25 protein-coding genes are annotated in these 21,381 nt (G+C 61.5%); 11 read left to right on the plus strand and 14 right to left on the minus strand.

Going from position 1 to position 21,381, the window contains the following annotated elements; all coding sequences use genetic code 11:
* The 8 genes from glyQ to QVF59_RS09360 all read left to right on the plus strand — a co-directional run.
* Nucleotides 1-883: glycine--tRNA ligase subunit alpha (gene glyQ, locus QVF59_RS09325; protein WP_287879154.1), on the plus strand; the 883-nt coding region annotated here is incomplete at its 5' end.
* Nucleotides 884-889: 6 nt separating this feature from the next.
* Entirely contained in the window at nt 890-1,324 is a 435-nt protein-coding gene (locus QVF59_RS09330; protein ID WP_287879156.1) for a surface-adhesin E family protein, read from the plus strand.
* 3 nt (nt 1,325-1,327) lie between these two features.
* Nucleotides 1,328-3,388: a glycine--tRNA ligase subunit beta gene (gene glyS, locus QVF59_RS09335; RefSeq protein WP_287879158.1), complete on the plus strand. Its 2,061-nt coding sequence runs from the start codon at nt 1,328-1,330 to the stop codon at nt 3,386-3,388.
* Between the two features lie 107 nt (nt 3,389-3,495).
* Nucleotides 3,496-4,032, plus strand: a complete 537-nt coding sequence (gmhB, locus tag QVF59_RS09340) for a D-glycero-beta-D-manno-heptose 1,7-bisphosphate 7-phosphatase (protein WP_045847554.1) — start codon at nt 3,496-3,498, stop codon at nt 4,030-4,032.
* 29 nt (nt 4,033-4,061) lie between these two features.
* Nucleotides 4,062-4,832, plus strand: a complete 771-nt coding sequence (locus QVF59_RS09345; protein WP_287879163.1) for a lysophospholipid acyltransferase family protein — start codon at nt 4,062-4,064, stop codon at nt 4,830-4,832.
* Nucleotides 4,792-5,502 (plus strand): M48 family metallopeptidase, encoded by a 711-nt coding sequence (locus QVF59_RS09350; RefSeq protein ID WP_287879166.1) that lies wholly within the window; start codon nt 4,792-4,794, stop codon nt 5,500-5,502. Before QVF59_RS09345 ends, QVF59_RS09350 begins: the two co-directional genes overlap by 41 nt.
* 39 nt (nt 5,503-5,541) lie before the next feature.
* Nucleotides 5,542-5,931, plus strand: coding sequence for a lactoylglutathione lyase (gene gloA / locus QVF59_RS09355; protein WP_159875201.1), 390 nt, complete (start codon nt 5,542-5,544; stop codon nt 5,929-5,931).
* A 127-nt stretch (nt 5,932-6,058) separates the two neighbouring features.
* Complete coding sequence (locus QVF59_RS09360) at nt 6,059-7,462, plus strand: sodium:proton antiporter (RefSeq protein ID WP_287879169.1); 1,404 nt, start codon at nt 6,059-6,061, stop codon at nt 7,460-7,462.
* Nucleotides 7,463-7,503: 41 nt separating this feature from the next.
* On the opposite strand, the gene ypfH is transcribed toward QVF59_RS09360, so the two are convergent.
* The gene (ypfH, locus tag QVF59_RS09365) at nt 7,504-8,190 is read right to left on the minus strand and encodes an esterase (protein ID WP_159875203.1); all 687 of its coding nucleotides are present in this window, start codon (nt 8,188-8,190) and stop codon (nt 7,504-7,506) included.
* A 154-nt stretch (nt 8,191-8,344) separates the two neighbouring features.
* On the opposite strand from ypfH, the gene mpl reads away from it, so the two are divergent.
* Together mpl and QVF59_RS09375 are read left to right on the plus strand one after the other, a co-directional pair.
* Complete coding sequence (gene mpl / locus QVF59_RS09370; RefSeq protein WP_287879172.1) at nt 8,345-9,730, plus strand: UDP-N-acetylmuramate:L-alanyl-gamma-D-glutamyl-meso-diaminopimelate ligase; 1,386 nt, start codon at nt 8,345-8,347, stop codon at nt 9,728-9,730.
* Nucleotides 9,731-9,761: 31 nt separating this feature from the next.
* The gene (locus QVF59_RS09375) at nt 9,762-10,394 is read left to right on the plus strand and encodes a LysE family translocator (RefSeq protein WP_159875205.1); all 633 of its coding nucleotides are present in this window, start codon (nt 9,762-9,764) and stop codon (nt 10,392-10,394) included.
* 6 nt (nt 10,395-10,400) lie between these two features.
* On the opposite strand, the gene QVF59_RS09380 is transcribed toward QVF59_RS09375, so the two are convergent.
* The 11 genes from QVF59_RS09380 to queC all read right to left on the minus strand — a co-directional run bounded on the left by QVF59_RS09380 (nt 10,401) and on the right by queC (nt 18,277).
* A complete protein-coding gene (locus QVF59_RS09380; RefSeq protein WP_287879173.1) occupies nt 10,401-11,330 on the minus strand; it encodes a PAS domain-containing protein in 930 nt (309 codons plus the stop codon).
* Nucleotides 11,331-11,423: 93 nt separating this feature from the next.
* Complete coding sequence (locus QVF59_RS09385) at nt 11,424-11,936, minus strand: hypothetical protein (protein ID WP_159875207.1); 513 nt, start codon at nt 11,934-11,936, stop codon at nt 11,424-11,426.
* A gap of 25 nt (nt 11,937-11,961) precedes the next feature.
* A complete protein-coding gene (gene serB, locus QVF59_RS09390; RefSeq protein WP_159875208.1) occupies nt 11,962-12,804 on the minus strand; it encodes a phosphoserine phosphatase SerB in 843 nt (280 codons plus the stop codon).
* A gap of 84 nt (nt 12,805-12,888) precedes the next feature.
* Complete coding sequence (locus QVF59_RS09395; protein ID WP_287879174.1) at nt 12,889-13,356, minus strand: DoxX family protein; 468 nt, start codon at nt 13,354-13,356, stop codon at nt 12,889-12,891.
* Between the two features lie 70 nt (nt 13,357-13,426).
* Complete coding sequence (locus QVF59_RS09400; RefSeq protein WP_287879175.1) at nt 13,427-14,176, minus strand: HvfC/BufC N-terminal domain-containing protein; 750 nt, start codon at nt 14,174-14,176, stop codon at nt 13,427-13,429.
* On the minus strand, nt 14,166-14,996 hold the full coding sequence (bufB, locus tag QVF59_RS09405; protein ID WP_287879176.1) for an MNIO family bufferin maturase: 831 nt from the start codon (nt 14,994-14,996) through the stop codon (nt 14,166-14,168). The genes QVF59_RS09400 and bufB overlap by 11 nt, the downstream gene beginning before the upstream one ends.
* 42 nt (nt 14,997-15,038) lie before the next feature.
* Nucleotides 15,039-15,293, minus strand: coding sequence for a BufA1 family periplasmic bufferin-type metallophore (locus tag QVF59_RS09410; protein WP_159875212.1), 255 nt, complete (start codon nt 15,291-15,293; stop codon nt 15,039-15,041).
* A gap of 93 nt (nt 15,294-15,386) precedes the next feature.
* Nucleotides 15,387-15,653 carry a BufA1 family periplasmic bufferin-type metallophore gene (locus QVF59_RS09415; protein ID WP_287879177.1) on the minus strand — a complete coding sequence of 89 codons (267 nt, stop codon included), beginning with the start codon at nt 15,651-15,653 and terminating at the stop codon, nt 15,387-15,389.
* Nucleotides 15,654-15,904: 251 nt separating this feature from the next.
* Entirely contained in the window at nt 15,905-16,534 is a 630-nt protein-coding gene (gene queE, locus QVF59_RS09420) for a 7-carboxy-7-deazaguanine synthase (protein ID WP_287879178.1), read from the minus strand.
* A 2-nt stretch (nt 16,535-16,536) separates the two neighbouring features.
* Nucleotides 16,537-17,571 (minus strand): 6-carboxytetrahydropterin synthase, encoded by a 1,035-nt coding sequence (locus QVF59_RS20920; RefSeq protein ID WP_502866804.1) that lies wholly within the window; start codon nt 17,569-17,571, stop codon nt 16,537-16,539.
* 1 nt (nt 17,572) lies between these two features.
* The gene (gene queC / locus QVF59_RS09435; protein ID WP_287879180.1) at nt 17,573-18,277 is read right to left on the minus strand and encodes a 7-cyano-7-deazaguanine synthase QueC; all 705 of its coding nucleotides are present in this window, start codon (nt 18,275-18,277) and stop codon (nt 17,573-17,575) included.
* Nucleotides 18,278-18,583: 306 nt separating this feature from the next.
* Here queC and QVF59_RS09440 point away from each other — a divergent pair, with 306 nt between their 5' ends.
* Entirely contained in the window at nt 18,584-19,498 is a 915-nt protein-coding gene (locus tag QVF59_RS09440; protein WP_287879183.1) for a diacylglycerol/lipid kinase family protein, read from the plus strand.
* A 7-nt stretch (nt 19,499-19,505) separates the two neighbouring features.
* Here the strand turns inward: QVF59_RS09440 and QVF59_RS09445 are convergent, their stop codons facing one another.
* The gene (locus QVF59_RS09445) at nt 19,506-20,189 is read right to left on the minus strand and encodes a type 1 glutamine amidotransferase domain-containing protein (protein WP_287879186.1); all 684 of its coding nucleotides are present in this window, start codon (nt 20,187-20,189) and stop codon (nt 19,506-19,508) included.
* Between the two features lie 71 nt (nt 20,190-20,260).
* The gene (gene nemA / locus QVF59_RS09450) at nt 20,261-21,361 is read right to left on the minus strand and encodes an N-ethylmaleimide reductase (RefSeq protein ID WP_287879188.1); all 1,101 of its coding nucleotides are present in this window, start codon (nt 21,359-21,361) and stop codon (nt 20,261-20,263) included.
* Nucleotides 21,362-21,381: the final 20 nt, after the last annotated feature.

Below are 21,381 nucleotides of genomic sequence, written 5' to 3' on the forward strand. Positions count from 1 at the left end.
CTTCCAGGAAATCATCCTTACCCTCCAGAATTATTGGAACGAGCAAGGGTGCGTCATCATGCAACCCTTCGACATGGAGGTGGGCGCCGGTACCTCGCATCCGGCCACCTGTCTGCGTGCCATCGGCCCGGAGCCGTGGAACGCTGCCTATGTACAACCGTCGCGTCGTCCCAAGGACGGCCGCTACGGTGAAAACCCGAACCGCCTGCAGCATTACTACCAGTTCCAGGTAGCCCTGAAGCCGTCGCCGGCCAATATCCAGGAACTCTACCTGGGCTCGCTCAAGGTGCTGGGTATCGACCCCACCGTGCATGACATCCGCTTTGTTGAAGATGACTGGGAAAACCCGACACTGGGTGCCTGGGGTCTGGGCTGGGAAGTCTGGCTGAACGGCATGGAAGTGACCCAGTTCACCTACTTCCAGCAAGTGGGCGGCCTGGACTGCAAGCCGGTACTGGGTGAAATCACCTACGGTATCGAGCGTCTGGCCATGTATCTGCAAGGCGTGGAAAACGTGTACGACCTGCTGTGGACGGTGTATCCCAACGGCCAGCGCGTGACCTACGGCGACGTCTACCACCAGAACGAAGTGGAGCAGTCCACCTACAACTTCGAACACGCCAATGTGCCCAAGCTGTTCGAACTGTTCAGCTATTACGAATCCGAAGCCAAGCGCCTGCTGGACATCCCGCTGGCGCTGCCGGCTTACGAAATGGTGCTCAAGGCCGGTCACTGCTTCAACCTGCTGGATGCGCGTGGTGCCATCTCGGTCACCGAACGTGCCACCTATATCGGCCGGGTACGCACCCTGTCGCGTGGTGTGGCCCAGGCTTACTACGCTGCGCGTGAGGCACTGGGTTTCCCCATGTGCCCCAAGGCCTGATCGGCCATGAAGACACGGATCAGTCTGCTGCTGGCCCTGCTATCCCTGCCCGCCATGGCGGCAGAGCCTGACTGGGGCATCTACCAGCAAGGTTCCGCCCTGGAACTGGCCATGGACCGTAATTCCATCTGGGTGGAAAAGGACGGGCTGGTCCATTTTGTGAATCAGGAGCGCTTTAGCGAACGTCAGTACGACAAGGCCACCGACATCAAGTATTTCATCCGGCGCACCAGCGGCTACGCCAGCTGCAGCAAGCAGCAATATACCTTTGTCGGCTTCGAATATGCCGACAAGCGTGGCCGCCAGCTGTACTCCACCATGTTCCCGGTGCAGCGTTTTGCCTGGAAATGGCAGTCGGTGGAACAAGGCTCGGTTGCCGAAACCATGCTGCAAGTCGTGTGCTATCTCGCCAAAACTGCTCCGCACAAGAAACCTGAATAAATCATGAACGCCACCCTGCTTATCGAGTTGCTCACCGAAGAGCTGCCGCCCAAGGCGCTGGAAAAGCTGTCGCACAGCTTTGGCCAGACCATTGCCGAAGAACTGAAAAAACTGCAGTTTGTGGCTGCCGATGCCGCCGCCACCGTGTTTGCCTCGCCGCGCCGCCTGGCCGTACAGGTGCCGGCCGTGCTGGCCGTGCAGCCGGACCAGAAAATCGTGCGCAAGGGCCCGGCCGTGGCCGCTGGCATGAAGGATGGTCAGCCCACCCCGGCACTGGCCGGTTTCGCCCGCTCCTGCGGCGTGGATGTTGCCGCGCTCACCACCATGAGCGATGGCAAGCAGGACGTGTTTGCCTATGAAAGCACCAAGACCGGTGAAGCCCTGTCCGCGGTGCTGACCGACATCGTCGCACTGGCGCTGAAAAAGCTGCCGATTCCCAAGCTGATGCGCTGGGCCGACTACGACTACCAGTTCGTGCGTCCGGTGCATGGCCTGATCATGCTGTGGGGCGAAACCGTGATTGACGGCAGCCTGCTGGGCCTGTCCAGCCGCAACGCCACCCGTGGTCACCGCTTCCTGTCCAGCGGCGATGTGTTTGTCGAAAAAGCCGACGACTACGCCCGCGTGCTGTTCGAGCAGGGCAAGGTACTGGCCAGCTTTGATGCCCGCCGCGAGCTGATCAGGAAACGCCTGGCCGACGCCGCTGCCGTGCATGGTGCCACCATTGCCGCCGACGACGCCCTGCTGGACGAAGTGACCGCGCTGGTGGAATGGCCGGTGGTACTGGAAGCCGGCTTTGAAGCCGAATTCCTCAAGGTGCCGCAGGAATGCCTGATCCTGACCATGCAGCAGAACCAGAAGTACTTCCCGCTGCTGGACGCCAAGGGCAAGCTGATGAACCGCTTCCTGCTGGTGTCCAATCTGGAAACCGCCGATCCCAGCCACATCATCCAGGGTAATGAGCGCGTACTGCGCGCCCGTTTGTCCGATGCCAAGTTCTTCTTCGAGCAGGATCAGAAAGCCCGTCTGGAAACCCGTCTGGCCAAGCTGGCCGAAGTGGTTTACCACAACAAGATTGGCAGCCAGCTGGAGCGCGTGGAACGCCTGCAAGCCATCGCCGGCCAGATTGCTGCCCAGCTGGGCGCGGACCAGTCCGTGGCCGAACGTGCCGCCCTGCTGGCCAAGGCCGACCTGGTCACCGACATGGTGGGTGAATTCCCCGAACTGCAAGGCGTGATGGGTATGTACTACGCCCAGCACGACGGCGAAAGCGACGTGGTTGCCGCCGCCATCGAAGGCCACTACCACCCGCGTTTTGCCGGCGACAGCCTGCCGCAGGGCGATATCGCCACTGCCGTGGCACTGGCCGACAAGCTGGAAGCCATTGTCGGCATCTGGGGCATCGGTCTGATTCCGACCGGCGACAAGGACCCGTACGCCCTGCGTCGCGCTGCCCTGGGCGTGCTGCGCATGGCACTGGCCGCCAAGCTGGACCTCAAGGCCCTGCTGGCGCTGGTGGCTGCCGCCTTCCCGACAGGCAAGCTGTCCGCTACCACAGCTGACGAAGTGTTTGCCTTCATGATGGACCGCCTGAAGAACTATCTGGCCGCTGACTATCAGGGTGATGAAGTCGATGCCGTGCTGGCACTGGCCCCGTCCACCCTGAACGAAGTCCCGGCGGTACTGGCTGCCGTGGCTGCCTTCAAGGCACTGCCGGAAGCCACTACCCTGGCTGCCGCCAACAAGCGGGTGAAGAACATCCTGAAAAAGGTGGAAGGCGAAGTGGGTTCGGTAAACCCGGCCTTGCTGAGCGAAGCCGCCGAGCAGGCGCTGTTTGCCGCGGTGAACGAGCTGGCACCGCAGGTGGACGCCAAGTTTGCCGCCCACGACTTTGCCGGTGCGCTGGCCCAGCTGTCCAGCCTGAAGGCACCGGTGGATGCCTTCTTTGATGGCGTGATGGTGATGGCCGACGATCTGGCCGTGCGTGCCAACCGTATTGCCTTGCTGGCCAGTCTGGCAGCGCTGTTCAACCGCGTGGCGGACATCTCGCTGCTGGCGGATTAACCCGGGAGGGGAGTGGAGAGTCGGGAGTAGGGAGTGGGCAACAAGCCAGGCTCCACAACTCGCTACTCGCCACTCCCCACTCCCTACTCAGGAAGTGCTTTCTCAACATGAAACTCGTTATCCTGGATCGCGACGGTGTCATCAATGAAGACCGCGATGACTTCGTCAAGAACACCATGGAATGGGTACCGCTGCCGCACAGTCTGGAAGCGATAGCCAATCTGACCCAGGCAGGCTGGCGCGTGGTGGTGGCCACCAATCAGTCCGGCCTCGCCCGAGGCCTGTTCGATGTGCATGCGCTCAACGCCATGCATGAGAAGATGCACCGTCTGGTGGGTCAGGCTGGTGGCCGCATTGATGCCGTAGCCTATTGCCCGCACGGGCCGGATCACGGCTGTGAATGCCGCAAGCCGCTGCCGGGCATGGTGCTGGAGCTGGCTGAGCGTTTCAATGTCAAATTGCAGGGCCTGCCGCTAATTGGCGACAGTCTGCGTGATCTGGAATCGGTGGCAGCTGTTGGCGGTCAACCCATTCTGGTGCGTACCGGCAAAGGCATGAAAACCCTGGAAAAGGGCGGCTTGCCGGAAGGTACGCTGGTGTTCGATGATCTGTTTGACGCGGCCGAGCACCTGATTAATTCCTGAAGTGCTTTGTTGTGAGGCTGAATTAACCCATGATCTGGATTCGTAACCTGATTTACTGGCTGTTGCTGCTGATTGTCACCCCTTTGTGCTTTCTCGGCCTGTTCATTGCCGCGCCGCTGCCGCGCCGTACCCGCCATGTATTTGGTGAAAGCTGGGCCAAGATTATGCTGTGGCTGCTGGTGCATGTGGTGGGCTTGAAGTACAAGGTGATCGGCGCGGAGAACATTCCGTCCGAGCCGTCCATCATCTGCTCCAAACACCAGTCCGGCTGGGAAACCCTGGCCTTGCAGAAGATTTTTCCCTCGCAGATTTACGTGGCCAAGCGCGAGCTGCTGTGGCTGCCCTTCTTCGGCTGGGGTCTGGCCTTGATGAACCCGATTGCCATCAACCGCTCCGACCGTACCCGTGCCAACGACCGCATGCTGCAGCAGGGGCTGGAGCGCAAGAAGCACGGTTTCTGGATTACCGTGTTTCCGGAAGGCACCCGTACCAAGCCCGGTGTTGCCGGCAAGTACAAGCATGGTGCGGCACGCATGTCGCGCCAGCTGGACATGCCCTTGGTGCCGGTGGCACACAATGCCGGCGAATTCTGGCCGCGCAATGCCTTTCTGAAATATCCGGGCGAGATTACCGTGGTGATCGGCCCGGCCATCCGCCCGCAAGACGGTGTCGGCCCGGAAGCCATGACCCAGCAGGCGCAGCAGTGGATCGAAGCGCAGCAGCGCGAGATCAGCGGCGTCGGCCCCTTTGCCCATCCTGATGACAAGCGCCGCCGCCTGGACCGTCCTGCCGCTGCCTGAGGGTACGGTGGATGTGCACCTGGTACGCCGGGTGCGCAAAAGCATAGGCATCCGCATTGCCGATGGCCGGGTGGAGCTGATTGCCCACCCGCGTGTTACCCAGGCCCGTCTGCATGAGGTGTTGCAAGCCAGACGGGAGTGGATTTCCCGCCATGTGGTGCTGCAGCGGGAACAAAAACAGCAACTAGCAGATCAGACAGGCTTGACCTATCTGGGACGCCAGCTTTCCATTCAACTGCTGGGTGGCGTGCGTCGGACTGCCCGGCTGGACGGAGATGTATTGCAAGTCGCCGGCATCCAGTCCGGTGATGAGGTCGGCCTGCAGACCGTGGTGTCTGCCTGGCTCAAGCGCCAGGCCCAGCTAATGTTTGCCCAGCGCATGGCCTTGTTGCAGTCTCAATGCCCGCGTCCGCCGGGCAAACTCTCGCTGTCTTCAGCCCGTACCCGCTGGGGCAGCTGTACTGCACGTGGCGATATCCGTCTTAACTGGCGGCTGGTGCAGGCCCCGCTGGTCATCATCGATTACGTGCTGGCCCACGAGCTGGCCCATCTGCAGCACATGAACCATTCGGCGGCGTTCTGGATGGAAACCGCCCGCCTGTTTCCCGACTGGAAAAATGCGCGCCACTGGCTGAAACAGCAGGGCAGCAGCCTTTTCCGTTTCGGCTAACTGGCGGTCAGGCCGCCCTTATCATTACAGGAGTCCACTATGCAATTTCTGCACACCATGCTGCGCGTCGGCAATCTGGAACGTTCGCTGGCTTTTTATCAAGACGTGCTGGGCATGCGCCTGCTGCGCCGCCAGGATTATCCGGAAGGCCGCTTCACCCTGGCTTTTGTCGGCTACGGTGACGAAGCCGACCACACCGTGCTGGAACTGACCCATAACTGGGATACCGACAGCTATGAGCTGGGCAGCGCCTTCGGTCATATCGCCATCGGCGTGGATGATGCCTATCTGGCCTGTGATGCCGTGCGTGCCAAGGGCGGCAAGGTGGTACGTGAGGCTGGTCCGATGAAACACGGCACCACCGTCATTGCTTTCGTGGAAGATCCGGATGGTTATAAGATCGAGTTCATCCAGAAGGGCAGCCATTAAGCCCTGAGTACGTCCCCCTGCTGTACCGGCAGGGCTGATCAAGAGGCTGGAACCCTGGTTTTCCAGCCTTTTTCATGTTCACGCTGCTGCGGCCTTGCCGGCGCTAGCAGTTCAAACCGGAGCCCCAATGCCTGCCTCTCTGCGTAAAACCATCAGCCTGATCCTGCTGCTGGCCCTGCCTGCCCTGGCACAAGCTGCGGACCTGGACGGTCGCACGCTAAGCTTGGCCTGGGTGCTGCCTTTTGCTGGCATCCTGCTGTCCATTGCCCTGTTTCCCATTTTTGCACCGGGCTTCTGGCACCACCATTTCGGCAAGATCACCGCCTGCTGGACGGTTTTGTTCCTGCTGCCGTTTACCGCCAGCTTCGGGGTGAGTAGTTCCATCAGCCTGATCGTGCATGCGCTGGTGAGCGAATACATTCCCTTCATCATGCTGCTGCTTGCCTTGTATACCGTGTCGGGCGGCATTCTGGTGGGAGGCAGCCTGCATGGTTCACCCAAGGTCAACACCGCCATCCTGGCCATCGGCACGGCGCTGGCTTCCATCATGGGCACCACCGGGGCGGCGATGCTGCTGATCCGCCCCCTGCTCAAGGCCAACGACAACCGCAAGCACCGGGTGCATGTGGTGGTGTTCTTCATTTTTCTGGTGGCCAATGTCGGTGGTGGGCTGACCCCGCTGGGCGATCCGCCGCTGTTTCTGGGTTTCTTGAAAGGCGTGACTTTTGGCTGGACTTTCCAGCACATGCTGCTGCCGGTGTTGGTCCTGTCTGCCGCCTTGCTGCTGGTGTTCTTTTTGCTGGACAGCCATTTCTATCGCCGTGAGGACGAAGAGTGCAAGCCGCATCACGATCAACCGTTGCGGCTATATGGCAAGCGTAATTTCTTGCTGCTGGCTGGTGTGGTGGGGGCGGTGCTGCTGTCCGGCTTCTGGCAGCCGGGCATTCATCTGGAAGTGGCCGGGGTCCATGCTGAACTGCAAAACCTGGTGCGCGATGGATTGCTGTTGTTGCTGACCGTGCTGTCGCTGTGGATTACGCCCAGGCAGGTAAGGGCGGGTAATGAATTTAACTGGGATCCGATTCTGGAAGTCGGCAAGTTGTTTGCCGGCATTTTCATCACCATCGCCCCGGCCATTGCCATCCTGCGTGCTGGTGTTGGCGGGCAACTGGCAGCACTGGTGCATGCGGTGTCGGGTGCCGATGGTCAGCCGCTGAATGCCATGTATTTCTGGATGAGCGGGCTGCTGTCCAGCTTCCTGGACAATGCGCCTACCTATCTGGTGTTTTTCAACCTGGCCGATGGTAATGCCGTCACGCTGATGGGGCCGCTGGCGCAAACGCTGCTGGCCATTTCCATGGGGGCGGTGTTCATGGGGGCCAATACCTATATCGGCAATGCCCCCAACTTCATGGTCAAGGCCATTGCCGAGCAGCGCGGTGTGGCCATGCCCAGCTTCTTTGCCTACATGCTGTGGTCGGTCAGCATCCTGCTGCCCTTGTTTGTGCTGATGACCTGGCTGTTCTTCTGAGCCTGCATGCGCGGCCTGTATGTTGCAGGCCGCGCATTGGCTCAATGCGGTTTGATGCTGCCCTGTGGTGGCGTGTCCGACAGTGCCTCATTCCATACATGTTTGGGAATGTGGGACTGCAGGTATTCTACTGCCTTCTCCAGCAGGTCCTCGTGCAGCTGGTGGCCGATGAAAGGTTCGATTTCGGCGGTGACATCGCTGCCCAGCGCAATCAGGTGTTCCGCAGCGCGGATGCTGTGCACGTAGGGAATCACCGGATCGGACTTGCCATGGAACAGGTGTACCGTGGTTTGCGGCAGGGCCGTGGCCGGCAGGCTGGCAAAGCGCCCGCTGAAGGCCAGCACGCGGCTGGCCAGTTGTGGGCGCGCTGCCGCTGCTTCCAGTGCCATGATGGCTCCCTGGCTGAATCCCAGCAGGGCGGTGGCCGCATGGCCCAAGCCGCTTTGCTGCTGCCAGTATTCGACCGCAGCAAAAAAGCGTGGCAAGGCGTCAGCTACCCGTTGCAAGCGGTTTTCCTCCGTGACGCCCTGTACCGAAAACCACTGGAAACCCTGGCCCAGATCGCTGGGGTCGGCACCGGCCACACTGACAATCAGGGCCTGAGGAAAGCTGCGCGCCAGCACGTTGCCGGCTTCCTGCATGTGTTCGGGGCTGGCGCCCACGCCGTGAAACAGCAGCATCAGTTGCTGCGGTGTGGTGGGCTGTTGAATGACGATGTCGTGGCGCATGCCTGTTCTCCTGATGATCCGTCAGCACACTGCGGCGCTGACAGACTGAAATGATGGCGCAGGACCTGGCTGGTCGCGCGCGTGAACAGAGTGAAATATAAGGCCAATGCGGCGTTATAATAGCCCTCTCGCGGTTAACACAGCATTCACTGTCATGCACATTCATATCCTGGGTATTTGCGGCACCTTCATGGGCGGCATTGCCGCCATCGCCAAGCAGGCAGGCCACACCGTCACCGGTTGTGACGCCAACGTCTACCCCCCGATGAGCACTCAGCTAGAAGCCATGGGCATCACCTTGACCCAGGGTTTCGGGGCCGAGCAGCTGGAACTGGGCGCTGACATGTATGTGATCGGCAATGTGGTGACCCGTGGCAAGCCGCTGATGGAGGAAATCCTCAATCGTGGCCTGCCCTATATTTCCGGCCCGCAGTGGCTGGCGGAAAACGTGCTGCACGACAAATGGGTGCTGGCGGTGGCCGGTACTCACGGCAAGACCACTACCAGCTCCATGCTGGCGTGGATTCTGGAAGACGCCGGCCTGGCTCCGGGCTTTCTGATCGGCGGCATTCCACAGAATTTTGGCGTATCGGCCCGTCTGCCGGGCAGCCCGGTACAAGACCCGGCCAGTACCAGCCCCTTCTTTGTGATCGAGGCGGACGAGTACGACACCGCCTTCTTCGACAAACGTTCCAAGTTTGTCCACTACCGCCCGCGCACGGCCATCCTGAACAATCTGGAATACGATCACGCGGATATCTTCGCCGATCTGGCGGCTATCGAAACGCAATTCCACCATCTGGTACGCACCATTCCGGCCCAGGGCCTGATTGTCAGCAATGGCCGCGAGGCCAGCCTGACACGCGTGCTGGAGCGTGGCTGCTGGACGCCGGTGGAAGCATTCGGCGTGGCTGATGGATGGCAAGCGGGTGAGCCGGATGCCAATGGCCATTTCGATGTGCTGCTGCATGGCCTGTTGCAAGGCCGGGTGGAGTGGATGCTGATGGGCGAGCACAACCGCCTGAATGCCGTGGCTGCCATTGCCGCCGCTCGCCACGCCGGGGTGGCCGTGCACGATGCCATTGCCGCGCTGGCACGGTTTGACAACGTCAAACGCCGCATGGAAGTGCGTGGCAAGGTGGCAGGTGTCACGGTGTATGACGACTTTGCCCACCATCCCACCGCCATTGCCACCACGCTGGAAGGCTTGCGCCGCCATGTGGGTGACGCCCGCATCCTGGCGGTGCTGGAGCCGCGCTCCAATACCATGAAGCTGGGCACGATGAAGGATGCGCTGCCCGCTTCGCTGGAACTGGCTGATCAGGTGTTCTGCTCGGCTGCTGGTCTTAACTGGAGCCCGGCCGAAGCGCTACAGCCTATGGGCGACAAGGCGGTGACTTTCGATCAGCTGGATGCACTGATTGCTGCCATTCTTGCGGAGGCTCGCGCCGGCGATCATATCCTGGTGATGAGCAATGGCGGTTTTGGTGGTATTCATCAGAAGCTGCTGGACGGGCTGGCTGCCGCTGGGGCAGACTGAAAAGCCCTTTCCCCTCCGAGACCCGCCTGCCATGCCACAGTCCATTCACTGGCTTACCTTTGCCCTGCTGGCGCTGGGCATGGTGCTGACCCCCGGCCCCAATATGGCCTATCTCCTGTCGCGCTCCATCTGCCAGGGGCGGCGTGCCGGCATGATATCGCTGGCAGGCGTAGGCACCGGTTTTCTCTGCTACATGCTGTGTGCCGCACTGGGTATCAGTGCGCTGCTGCTGGCGGTACCGCTGGCCTATGATGCCCTACGGCTGGCCGGGGCAGGCTATCTCATGTATCTGGCCTGGCAGGCGCTCAAGCCCGGTGGCCGTTCGCCTTTCGAAGTGCGCCAGCTTGACGCGGACAGCCCGCGCAAACTGTTTGCCATGGGTATGCTGACCAATCTGCTGAATCCCAAGGTGGCGGTGATGTATTTGTCGCTGCTGCCGCAATTCATTGATACCGCGCAGGGCAGTGTACTGGCCCAGTCCTTGTGGCTGGGTTTTACCCAGATTGCCATCAGCCTGCTGGTAAACGGTGTGCTGATTGTGCTGGCCGGTGGCATGGCACGTTTTCTTGGTGGACGCCCGCTGTTTTTGCGCGTGCAGCGCTGGCTGATGGGGGGCGTGCTGGCCGTGATGGCTGTGCATCTGGCCCGCCAGGGCCGGGCCTGAGCCTGCCTACTCCTGACGGAATATCCGGTTGCTGCCGGCCATGCGGGCCTGATCCAGTGCGCCTTGCAGGCGTTTCAACATGGCATTGGGTGCCTGTTCATCGTCACGCAAGGCACTGATGCCTATGCATAAGCGTAGTGGTAGCGTCTGCACGTCGGCGAAACCGGCTGGCTGGCTGAGTGCCAGCAGCAGCCGGGGGGCCAGCTCATCGGCACCTGATAATGACGTGCCGGGTAGCAGCAGTAGAAAAACATCTTCCTCCCGTCGTGCCACCAGATCGCTGTCCCGCGTGGCCTGCATGCAAATACTGGCTGCCAGCTGCAGCAGGTGTCGGCGTGCTGCTGCCATTTCTGTGTCGGCACCGGCGGGGGGCAGGCTGAGTATTTGCACGGCCATGCCGGATAGCGCACCGCCGTAGCGGCGGATACGCCCGGTTTCGGTATGGGCGGCGGCGAGCAGTTCCGGCATGCTGATCAGCCCGGTGAGCTGGTCGTCTTCGGCACCGGCGACATGTTGCTGGTGCAGGTGCTTGACCAGTTTGAGCGAGCGGGCGAGTAGTTGTTGCTCGAAGTTCAGCAACTGGCTCATCAACTGCTGTTCGGTTCTGTCGCTGAAGCTGACCACCATGATTCTGCTGCCATCAAGCAGGACTTCCCGCAGGGAAAACTGGACATTGATCAAGCGCCCGGTTGCGGTTTGCAACTGCATGCTGCGGTTATAGACCATGTCGTGACCGGCAAGCAGGGTGGGAATTTGTGTTTCACCGGGCGGCAGAAAGTCACGCAGGGGCTGGCCTATCAGTTGTGCATGGGGTGTGGCCAGTAAAATGGCGGCCAGTTGATTGGCACCAAGGATGTGGCCGCTGTCCGGCTGTACCAGCAGCAGCCCGCCCTGTACGGTATCAATCAGCGACTGGAAGACGGGGAAGCTGGCCATGATGGCATACCTGATCTGCTTGGCGGTGTTGCCGGATCATTTCAGTCTATTCCAGGCTGCCGGGTATTGCCGAGGGAATGATGGCCGCCGGCTTCAGCGCTCCAGAATGGCGCGGCGGTGGCGGCGGAATACCCAGCGCTCCCACAACGGACTGGTTTGTTCATCAGCTGGCAGTTGCAGTCTGGCGGTAATGGCGTAGGACTCGTCGGGGGTTGGTGTCTGGGCTTCGATATGGGCCGCAAGAAACAGCATCAATGCCGAATCCGGGTTGGGCATCAGCGCAATCTGTACCGTATCGCCCACCCGCCAGGGATGGTCGGATAGCCAGGCAATACTGTCCAGTCCCAGACGGCAGGGGGTGAGTGCCGGACGCTCCGGGTGGTGGCCCAGCAGGGCGATTTCCAGTGCCAGGTCCAGCTTGGCTTCCAGTCGCACCAGCATCGGGTCCGGTTCTTCCGGCATTTCGCTGGGGGCGGCCAGCACCCGCAGCGCCAGCCGGGTTTCGCGCTGGCGCGCCGGGGAGCACTCTTCCTCGCTCAGTAGCTGCACGCTTAGCGGCAGCCGGGCATCAAAACTGGCACTGTCCAGTGCAGGCAAGGCATTCATGGCATCCTCCCGGCGCGGCCTGGCATCAGGCAAACAGTCTGGCCACACCATCCAGCCCAACGATATTGATGGCCACGTCGGCCTTGGCCTGCACCACCGGCTTGGCACGGTAGGCCACGCCGACACCGGCCTCGCCCAGCATCAAGAGGTCGTTGGCACCATCGCCCATGGCAATCACCTGTTCCGGGCGCAAGCCCAGTTCGCTGCGTTTTTCGATCAGCAGGCGCTGTTTGGCTGCGGCATCCACAATGTCCCCCACTACGCGGCCTGTGAGTTTGCCGTCCACTACTTCCAGCTGGTTGGCGTAAGCATAGTCCAGTCCCAGCTGTTGTTTCAGACGTTCGGTAAAGAAGGTGAACCCACCGGATACCAGCATGAAGCGGATGTCGTTTTCCTTGCAGCGGGCCAGCAGTTGTTCCGCTCCCGGGCTCAGTTGCAGGCGTTCCTGGTAAACCTTTTCCAGCGCGCTTTCCGACAGGCCGGCCAGCAAGGCCACCCGTTCGCGCAGCGAGGCGGAAAAATCCAGTTCGCCGCGCATGGAGCGTTCGGTAATAGCGGCCACCTGCGGCTTGATGCCTTGCATGTCGGCAATTTCATCAATGCATTCGATGGTGATCAGGGTGGAATCCATGTCGGACACCAGCAGGCCGAAATCTGCCAGTTTCAGCTTGCCATCGACAAAGGCAAAGTCATAGCCCAGTGTCTGGCAGCAGGCGCTGATGGCATCGCGGCTGGCCGGGTCGACCGCCTCCAGCCGTGCCACGTCGGGGCTGGGCTGCTGGATGCTGCTGGCACCGGCAAGGTTGGCCAGCTCCTGTAGCTCGCGGTTATCGAGACGGGGGGACTGAATGACAAGGGTAATGGACATGGGCTGGCATGGATTCTGTTGAGCAAGCCGCCATTATGCCACTTGCAGGCCGACAGCCGGAATGGGGATGTACGCCGGGCGGCCTCAGCGTGAGGACTTGCCCCGGGTCCGCCAGCGCTGCCAGGCGGCATCCAGCGACAGGCATCCCGGGCCGAAGGCAAACAGCACCAGCAGCAGCATGGCCCAGTAGTAATGGAACTGGCGGGTGACATCGGTAAGGTCCGGATAGCTGATCACCGCCATCAGGTTGACCACGAACAGCCCGGCGGCGGCAAAGCGGCCAAACAGGCCGAAGGCCAGCAGGCTGGAAAACACGGTTTCGCCAAAGGTGCCCATCACCGCAGCCAGGGCTGGCGGCAGCAGTGGTACATGGTAGTCATTGGAAAACAGCAGCAGGGTGGTATCCCAGTCCTCCAGCTTGGTGAGGCCGGATTTGAAAAATACATTTGCCACCCACAGCCGGAACAGCAGCAGTACCAGCGGACGGGCGCAGTGACTGGCCTGGTCGAACAGCTGCTGCAGCGGCAGCAGTTTTTGTCTGAGAACTGGCATGGTCGGTCTCCCGTGGAGTGGTCAAGCCGCGCCCCTCCGCCAAGGAGGCGGATGGTGAACAAGCCTTGGTTTACAGTTGGTAGTTGCTGAGCAGTCCGTCGGCAAACAGGCGGGCCAGCCCGGCTTGCAGGTCGAAGCCGGCTTCTGCCGACAAGGCCCGTCCGGCTGCTTCTTCCAGCGGCAAGCCCTCTTGCAGGGCCAGCAATAGTGCAGCCATGCCTGCGGTTTGGGCTTGTACGCGAACCTTGCCGGCATGGCGGCTGACCAGTGCCGGTTCGCCGCCGGCCTCCAGGTCTACATTCAGCGTCTGGCCGGGCTGGTGTCCTTGCCAGATGGAAACCACAGGCCAGGGCGATGACAGTGCCCGGCTGCTGTCACTCAGGCTGAAGCGCAGCTGACCGAATTGATCCGGATGGACATCCACCAGCGCCGTCGCGGCCAGTGGCGGCTGGTCGATGGCGTAATAGCTGCGATGCACTGCCCATTCCAGCCGGGCGACATCGGGCAGATACGGTAGCGTCTGTGCCGGTGGAAAATCCTGCAGGAAATCACCGAACGCTGCGCCATAGCTGTGCAGGTTGCCGCTATGCGAGGCATGGCGCTTGCTGTATTCCCGTGCCAGCCCGGTCATGAATTCCGTGCCGACAATCTGGCCGCACACCGGGTAAATCATGTTCAGGGTTTCGATCAGGCCCAGCCGGTAGTTGTTGCGGTAAACCGCCAGTCCGGCCGCATTCAAGCCCAGCGTGCTATCCGGCTGCTGCTCTTGCTGGGCAATCAGTTCCAGCAGCTCGGCCTGCCAGCGTGCTTCAGGCGTCATGGCGGGCTCCTTGCAGAATGGCCTCGGCCTTGGCTGCCTCGGCTTGCAGCGTATCCAGCGGCGGAATGTCCAGATCCCATTCAATCAGCGTCGGGCGCGGGCCTAGCTGTTCTATCACCTGCGTGTATAACTGCCATACGCCGGGGTGTACCGGCTGGCTGTGGGTATCCACCAGCATGCCGTCGCGCTCGCTATAGCCGGCCAGGTGGATTTCGCCAATGGCCTCGGCTGGCAGGGCGGCCAGCACGGCCTGCACATTCGTTCCCAGATTGATGCCATTGACGTAGAGATTGTTGACGTCCAGCAGCAGGCCGCAGCCGGTACGTGTTACCAGCTCGGCCAGAAACTCGCCTTCGTTCATCTCGTTGCCGGGATATTCCACATAGCTGGACAGGTTTTCCAGCAAGATGCGCCGGCCCAGCGCGTCCTGGGTTTCCGCCACGTGGCTGGCAATCACCTCCAGCGCTGCGCTGGTGTAGGGAATGGGCAGCAGGTCGTTCACATAACGCTGCGCACTGTGGTTGAAGGACAGGTGTTCCGACACCGCCGCTGGCTGGATGGCATCCACCAGCCGCTTGAGCGCGGCCAGATGTTCTCCGTCCGGGCGCACCAGCGAACCCAGCCCCAGGCCCACGCCGTGCAGTGACAGCGGATAGCGTGCTGCCACGCGCTGCAGCATGGCCAGCGGCATACCGCCATCGAAGAAGTTTTCACTGTGCACTTCCACCCAGCCCAGTGGTGGCAGGGTGTCCAGCACCTGGCGGTAATGCGGTGCGCGCAGGCCGATGCCGGCGATGGCGGGGAGGGCGGAGTGGGTCATGGTTCTGCTTCAGTCCGGAAAGGGTAAGGGGCAGGCGGACGTTTACTTGGCCAGCTTGCCGCCCATTTTCTCGCAACTGCCCTTGGCTACGTATTTCCAGTCGCCGGGATCTTTGTCCTTGGTGGCCTGGCCAGCGCAGGAGTGAGCGCCGGTGGCGGAGGCACAGTCGTTCTTGCCAGCCTGGGCGATGCCGAAGCACTTTTCCTTTTCTGCGGCGGCGGCCGGGGTGGCGCTGAGCGCGCCCATGGCAACAACAGCACCAAGGGCGGAGGCGAGCAGGGCTTTGGATGCATTCATGATGTTTCTCCTGTGGAGCAAGTTAAAGCATAGGTGGGTTACGCTGCACGGGCCGGGGCTGGCCCGTGCTTGGGCATATTTGCAATAGACTGCTTATTGTTTCATTGGTGCCATGGTCATGCCACCCATCTGTTCGCAGCTACCCTTTGCCACCATTTTCCAGTCGCCGGGGTCTTTGTCCATCTTGGCCTGGCCTTTACAGCCATGCACACCGGTGGCAGAGGCACAATCGTTCATGCCGGCCATGGCCACGCCATAGCATTTTTCCATGTCGGCAGCGGCTGCGGGTGTGGCGCTGAGCGCTGCCATGGTGACAACGGCACCGAGTGCGGAAGCAAGCAAGGTCTTGGAAGTGTTCATGTCTATCTCCTGTTGGGTGGTGACCGGCTGTGGCCGGGTTCAGGAGTCAGTCGCAGCACTGCGGAATTTCTTACAGCCAGCGGCTCATTTTTTTCAATTCGCCGAAATTTTATGATTTTGGCGCTGATTGACTGAAATTGAATGAGGTTTTATTGCTGCTTGCGACTGTTCCTGCTCCATAAGTCGACGGCTCTAACGCTTTCTTACAGCAGCAGGCAAAAAAAATCGGGCAGGATATTCTGCCCGATGACCTAGCGGATATTCACCACCTTGTGAGTCTGTACCGACAGCCGCCAGCGCGGGTATGCCATGCAGTAGGCAATGGCGGCGCGGGTATTGGCGGCTAGCTCCGGGCCATCCATCGGTTGCAGGTAGAAGGTATCGAACTGCAAGTGGGCGACGGTTTCCGGTAGCTGGGTGGCTTGCGGGTAGACCAGCTTCAATTCGTTGCCGCTGGTTTGCAGCAGCGGCGCGCCGGCCTTGGGGCTGACGCAGATCCAGTCGATACCGTCCGGCGCGGCGATGGTGCCATTGGTTTCCACCGCGATTTCAAAACCCTCGGCATGCAGGGCATCAATCAGCGCGCTGTCCAGTTGCAGCAGTGGCTCGCCACCGGTGCACACCACATAGGGTGTGCCGCCGCTGCCCGCCGGCCATTCGCTGGCAATGCGTGCGGCCAGTTCGGCGGCGGTGGCAAACTTGCCGCCATCCGGGCCGGTGCCGACAAAGTCGGTATCGCAGAACTGGCAGACCGCTTTGCTGCGGTCTTCCTCGCGGCCAGACCACAGATTACAGCCACTAAAGCGGCAAAACACCGCGGCGCGGCCTGCTTGTCGGCCTTCGCCCTGTAGGGTGTAGAAGATTTCCTTTACCGTGTACATCTTCATTCCCCCTGCAGCAGTGGCCAGCGCATATCGTCATGGAACAGCAGCGATACCCCCTGATGGGCGCTTTCCATCAGGTCGATGCGTGCCAGCTCCGGTACCAGCGGCGACAGATGGGCATGCACCCATTCGGCCACCGACTGGCTGTGGCCGTCACGCACGCCAGCCAGCTTGTCCAGCGGGTTGTGGTCCAGCTGGCGGTAGATGGGCTTGAAGCGGTCTTTGACATCGCCAAAATCCAGCAGCCAGCCCATGGTGCGGTCCAGGCTGCCGGTGAGCATCAGCCGTACCAGATAGCTGTGGCCGGTGTAGTTGCCATTGCTGTCGAAGGGCACGGCGCTTTCAAAGCGCTGCTCTTTCCAGATGCGGAAGCGCTTGCCATCGAACTGGCTGCCAGCGGTATGGGTTTCACGCACTTCCACCCAGGCCAGGCCTTGCAGACCTGTGTCTTGCAGCGCGTGGTACAGCCAGGCGGCAATCACTTCGCTGGTGGGATTTTCCAGCCCGGTGATGTCATTGAGATAGCGGTGGTTCAGCCGCAGGAACAACGGTGCCCAGGCGGCTTCCAGCTGGGCCTGGCTGTGCTGGCGGGCATCGGCTACGATGCGTACGCCAAAACCATGGCCATGCAGGCGACCACATTTGTGGCCGGCCGGTACATGGGGCAGGTGATGGGCGGCTTCGAAACTGGCAGCAATCCAGTTCAGTGCGCTGCCGTTTTCCAGCATCACACCGCGCTCCGGCGCGCTTTGCAGCAGCAGGGCGGAGGGGCAGTTCAGCGCGTCCTTGATGTGCTGGGCCAGGCTCAGATCGTCACATTGCGGCAGTCGCTGGTTGAGATCGGCATAGTCGAGCGGAGCCAGGACTTGTGCCAGCGCGGTTTGCAGTTCGGCCTGTTCGATATGGGTGACATCGGCACGGGCCAGCACGCGGAAGCTGTGGCCGTGCAGGCCATGCAGGCGGTGTTCGTCACTACCGGGAACATGGCGGGCGGCTTCAAAGCGGCCACCGGCCAGCAGGCAGGATGCATGCATGTCAGGCCTCCTTGCTGCAGCGTTCGACCAGCGGGTCGGCCACGCCAGCTTCGGCAAAGCCCTTGGCGCGCAGCTCGCAGGAGGCGCAATGGCCACAAGGCGGTACCGCACCGTTATAGCAGGTGTGGCTCCAGGCCAGCGCTTCCATTGCGCCCACTTGCTGCGCCAGGGTGACGGTTTCGGCCTTGCTCAAATACATCAGCGGGGTGTGTAGTTCCACCCGGCTGTCCATGCCCAGTCGCACCGCCAGTTGCAGCGCCTGCAAGGTGTTTTCGCGGCAGTCCGGGTAGCCGGAGTAGTCGGTCTGCGCCACGCCGGTGACGATGTGACGCGCGCCACGGGTGTAACCGAAGGCGGCGGCAAAGGTGAGGAAAATCAGGTTGCGGCCCGGCACAAAGGTATTGGGCAGGGCATCGTCGTCTCGGCTGCCTTCTTCCGGCGTAATGCTGTCATCGGTCAGCGCATTGCCACCGATGGCGGCAAAGGTGTCGATGGGCAGCACGGTCTGGCGCACGCCAGCCATGGCGGCAATCTTGCGCGCGCAGTCCAGCTCCACGCGGTGGCGCTGGCCGTAGTCAAAGGTGACGGCTTCCACATTGGCTGCGCCGAACTTTTGCAGCGCCCAGTACAGGCAGGTGGTGGAGTCCTGACCGCCGGACAGCACAACCAGTGCTTTTTCCGCAGTCGTCGGGGTATTCGGTTTCATGGCGTGATCCATCGATAAACAGTCGAGGCGGGTTTGCTGGCGCAGCTTGCCTGGCCTTGCGGCAAAGTGCTGTCGCAATACGCACGCGGGATCGGTCTCACCCGGCAGGTACTGGCAGCCGAATAGGGCGCAGCAAAACCGCCAAATTTACCAGAAAACAGCCTTGCCAGCCAGTTACCCGCCGCGATCAGTGCATTGATTTTACTGACAGCTGTGCCGGTGGCGCGCTGGCAGCGCTGGGTATGCGGGTGTCAAAAGCCGATGTTCTGGCTGATAATCCAATGGTTAATTTCCGATAGCTTATTTATGGTTCAGACCCGGCTGGTTTTCATCCTGCATGGCCTGCGCTGCCCGCGCAGCTTGCCGGATCGTCTGTTGCAGCGCTTTGCTGCCCACTATCAGGTGGACATCCATATCACCACATCCGCCGTGAGTGCCGAGCAGATGGCGCTGGCCGCGGTGCAGCAGGGCTGTGATTACCTGGTGGCGGTGGGTGGCGATGGCACCATCCACGAGGTAATCAATGGTGTGATGCGGGCGGATGCTGCCGCACGCGAGCGGGTGGCGGTGGGGGCGCTGCCGTTTGGCACCGGTAATGATTTTGTCCGTTCGCTGGGGGTGAACGATTCGCTGGAACAACTGGAACAGTTGATTGCCAGCCAGCGCGTACGCCGCATCGACCTGGGGCGGCTTAGCCTGCCGGGAGAGGCCGGTGAGCGGGTGATCTGGTTTGGCAATATCGCTTCACTGGGCATCAGCTCGGCCATTGTCGAACAGGTGCGCCGCCTGCCTGGCTGGCTGCCGGCCAGCGTGGCGTTTTATCTGTCCATCCTGCTCACCTTGCTGCGTTACCGGCCACGCCGCATGCAGCTGACCCTGGAGAGCGGCGAAGTAATCAGTGGTGATTTCCTCAGCCTGTGTGTGGCCAATGGCCGCTATTTTGGCAGCGGGCTGGGCATTGCACCGCTGGCAAGGCTGGATGATGGTTTGCTGGAAGTGGTGATGATCAAGCGCGGTGGCGGACTGGACTTTTTGCGGCATCTGCCCAGCTTGCGCAAGGCACAGCCGGTGCTGGACGAGCGGGTGCGTTACCTGAGTGTGCGCAGCCTGCTGGTGGAGGGGCAGAGCTGCCCGCTGGAGGTGGATGGCGAACTGGTAGGGCAGGCGCCGGCCCGCTTTACGCTGGAACCGGCGGTGCTGCGCTGCCTGTCCGCCCTCTGATACAGAATCAGCCGTTCAGGCGGGCCAGCAGTTTTTCCGCCACCAGTTCGGACGATGCCGGGTTCTGGCCGGTAATCAGCAGGCCGTCTTCGCGCACGAATACGCCCCAGTCCGGGCCTTTTTCATAAATGCCACCCTTGGCTTGCAGGGCGTCTTCCACCAGCAGTGGCACGATGTCAGTCAGCTGCACTGCATCTTCTTCTGTATTGGAAAAACCGGTGACCTTGCGACCGGCCACCAGTGGCTGGCCTGCGGCATCACGCGCATTCACCAGCACGGCCGAGGCATGGCATACCGCAGCCACCGGCTTGCTGGTGGCGACAAAGGCTTCGATCAGTGCAATGGAGGCGCTGTTATCGACCAGGTCCCACAGCGGGCCATGGCCGCCGGGGTAGAACACGGCGTCAAAATCATCGGCTTTTACGCTGTCCAGGGCTACGGTATTGGCCAGTACGGCTTGCAGGGCGGCATCCTGATTGAAGCGTTCGGTGGCCGGGGTACTGAAGGCCGGGTCGGCGCTCTTGGGGTCGATCGGCGGCTGGCCACCCTTGGGCGAGGCCAGGGTGATGGCTACACCCTTGTCGGCCAGCGCGTAATAGGGCGCGGCGAATTCTTCGATCCAGAAACCGGTTTTGTGGCCGGTATTGCCAAGGGTGTCGTGGCTGGTGAGAACAAACAGGACTTTTTTCATGGTGTGCCTTCTCGTGTGGTGTGTGCCGGGCCGTGTTGCCGGCCCGGCCATGTGCTATTGCTGATTCAGCTTCAGTGGTTCAGCGTCGGGTAGTCGGTATAGCCCCGTGCATCGCCACCGTAGAAGGTGGCGGCATCCGGAGTGTTCAGCTCTGCCCCGGCTTGCAGGCGTTCCACCAGGTCAGGGTTGGCGATATAGCTGCGGCCAAAGGCCACTGCATCGATATAGCCCTCGCCAATCAGCTTTTCCGCTTTTTCCGCGCTATAGCCACCGGCGGCGATGATTACCCCCGGATAACGCTTGCGGATTTCCTGACGGAAGGCTTCGCTCAGCGCCGGGCCACCGGCCCAGTCCGGCTCGGAAATGTGCAGGAAAGCGAGCTTGCGCTTGGCCAGCTGTTCGATCACATACAGGGCGATGTCTTGCTGCTCGACATTGGACACGCCATTGAACACGCCCAGCGGCGAAATGCGGATGCCCACGTGGGCGGCGTCCCATTCGGCCACCACGGCATCCACCACTTCCAGCAGGAAGCGGGCGCGGTTTTCCACGCTGCCACCGTAGGCATCGGTACGCACATTGGCCTCGGGCGACAGGAACTGGTCCAGCAGATAACCGTGGGCACCGTGGATTTCCACCAGGTCGAAACCGGCGCGGCGCGCGTTGTCGGTAGCGCGGCGGTAGTCTTCCAGAATGTCTCCCAGCTCCGAGATTTCCAGTGCGCGCGGCACATCGCAGGGCACGCGGGCCAGGCTGCCATCCGGCTGGCGCACATTGGTATTGCTTTCGGCGCGGATGGCCGACGGTGCTACCGGTGCTTCGCCATCCGGCTGCAAGGAGCGGTGCGAGATACGGCCGGTATGCCACAGCTGGAGCGCGGTCTTGCCGCCAGCGGCGTGTACCGAGGCGTTTACCTTGCCCCAGGCGGTCACCTGTTCTTCGCTGTAAATGCCCGGTGCACCGGCATAGCCTTTGGCGGTGGGGGAAATATGGGTGCCTTCGGCAATGATCAGCCCGGCGCTGGCGCGCTGGGTGTAGTACTGCACCGACAGATCGGTGGGTACGTCGCCCGGTTCGGTATTGCGCAGCCGGGTAAGCGGGGCCATGGCAATGCGGTTGTTGAGGGTAACGGCACCCACTTGCAGCGGGGTAAACAGTTTATCCAGACTCATTTCAGCTTCTTCCTGTAGGC

Source organism: Aquitalea sp. (assembly GCF_030150775.1).
GTDB lineage: Bacteria > Pseudomonadota > Gammaproteobacteria > Burkholderiales > Chromobacteriaceae > Aquitalea > Aquitalea denitrificans.

What these genes read in the sequence shown, in the direction of transcription:
- QVF59_RS09360 (WP_287879169.1), top strand. Translation starts at nt 6,059, where the DNA reads ATGCCTGCCTCTCTGCGTAAAACCATCAGCCTGATCCTGCTGCTGGCC.
- gmhB (WP_045847554.1), top strand. Translation starts at nt 3,496, where the DNA reads ATGAAACTCGTTATCCTGGATCGCGACGGTGTCATCAATGAAGACCGC.
- QVF59_RS09350 (WP_287879166.1), top strand. Translation starts at nt 4,792, where the DNA reads ATGACAAGCGCCGCCGCCTGGACCGTCCTGCCGCTGCCTGAGGGTACG.
- QVF59_RS09330 (WP_287879156.1), top strand. Translation starts at nt 890, where the DNA reads ATGAAGACACGGATCAGTCTGCTGCTGGCCCTGCTATCCCTGCCCGCC.
- mpl (WP_287879172.1), top strand. Translation starts at nt 8,345, where the DNA reads ATGCACATTCATATCCTGGGTATTTGCGGCACCTTCATGGGCGGCATT.
- QVF59_RS09345 (WP_287879163.1), top strand. Translation starts at nt 4,062, where the DNA reads ATGATCTGGATTCGTAACCTGATTTACTGGCTGTTGCTGCTGATTGTC.
- QVF59_RS09415 (WP_287879177.1), bottom strand. Translation starts at nt 15,653, where the DNA reads ATGAACACTTCCAAGACCTTGCTTGCTTCCGCACTCGGTGCCGTTGTC.
- QVF59_RS09410 (WP_159875212.1), bottom strand. Translation starts at nt 15,293, where the DNA reads ATGAATGCATCCAAAGCCCTGCTCGCCTCCGCCCTTGGTGCTGTTGTT.
- gloA (WP_159875201.1), top strand. Translation starts at nt 5,542, where the DNA reads ATGCAATTTCTGCACACCATGCTGCGCGTCGGCAATCTGGAACGTTCG.
- nemA (WP_287879188.1), bottom strand. Translation starts at nt 21,361, where the DNA reads ATGAGTCTGGATAAACTGTTTACCCCGCTGCAAGTGGGTGCCGTTACC.
- serB (WP_159875208.1), bottom strand. Translation starts at nt 12,804, where the DNA reads ATGTCCATTACCCTTGTCATTCAGTCCCCCCGTCTCGATAACCGCGAG.
- ypfH (WP_159875203.1), bottom strand. Translation starts at nt 8,190, where the DNA reads ATGCGCCACGACATCGTCATTCAACAGCCCACCACACCGCAGCAACTG.
- queE (WP_287879178.1), bottom strand. Translation starts at nt 16,534, where the DNA reads ATGTACACGGTAAAGGAAATCTTCTACACCCTACAGGGCGAAGGCCGA.
- QVF59_RS09380 (WP_287879173.1), bottom strand. Translation starts at nt 11,330, where the DNA reads ATGGCCAGCTTCCCCGTCTTCCAGTCGCTGATTGATACCGTACAGGGC.
- QVF59_RS20920 (WP_502866804.1), bottom strand. Translation starts at nt 17,571, where the DNA reads ATGCATGCATCCTGCCTGCTGGCCGGTGGCCGCTTTGAAGCCGCCCGC.
- glyS (WP_287879158.1), top strand. Translation starts at nt 1,328, where the DNA reads ATGAACGCCACCCTGCTTATCGAGTTGCTCACCGAAGAGCTGCCGCCC.
- QVF59_RS09395 (WP_287879174.1), bottom strand. Translation starts at nt 13,356, where the DNA reads ATGCCAGTTCTCAGACAAAAACTGCTGCCGCTGCAGCAGCTGTTCGAC.
- QVF59_RS09445 (WP_287879186.1), bottom strand. Translation starts at nt 20,189, where the DNA reads ATGAAAAAAGTCCTGTTTGTTCTCACCAGCCACGACACCCTTGGCAAT.
- bufB (WP_287879176.1), bottom strand. Translation starts at nt 14,996, where the DNA reads ATGACCCACTCCGCCCTCCCCGCCATCGCCGGCATCGGCCTGCGCGCA.
- QVF59_RS09375 (WP_159875205.1), top strand. Translation starts at nt 9,762, where the DNA reads ATGCCACAGTCCATTCACTGGCTTACCTTTGCCCTGCTGGCGCTGGGC.
- queC (WP_287879180.1), bottom strand. Translation starts at nt 18,277, where the DNA reads ATGAAACCGAATACCCCGACGACTGCGGAAAAAGCACTGGTTGTGCTG.
- QVF59_RS09400 (WP_287879175.1), bottom strand. Translation starts at nt 14,176, where the DNA reads ATGACGCCTGAAGCACGCTGGCAGGCCGAGCTGCTGGAACTGATTGCC.
- QVF59_RS09385 (WP_159875207.1), bottom strand. Translation starts at nt 11,936, where the DNA reads ATGAATGCCTTGCCTGCACTGGACAGTGCCAGTTTTGATGCCCGGCTG.
- QVF59_RS09440 (WP_287879183.1), top strand. Translation starts at nt 18,584, where the DNA reads ATGGTTCAGACCCGGCTGGTTTTCATCCTGCATGGCCTGCGCTGCCCG.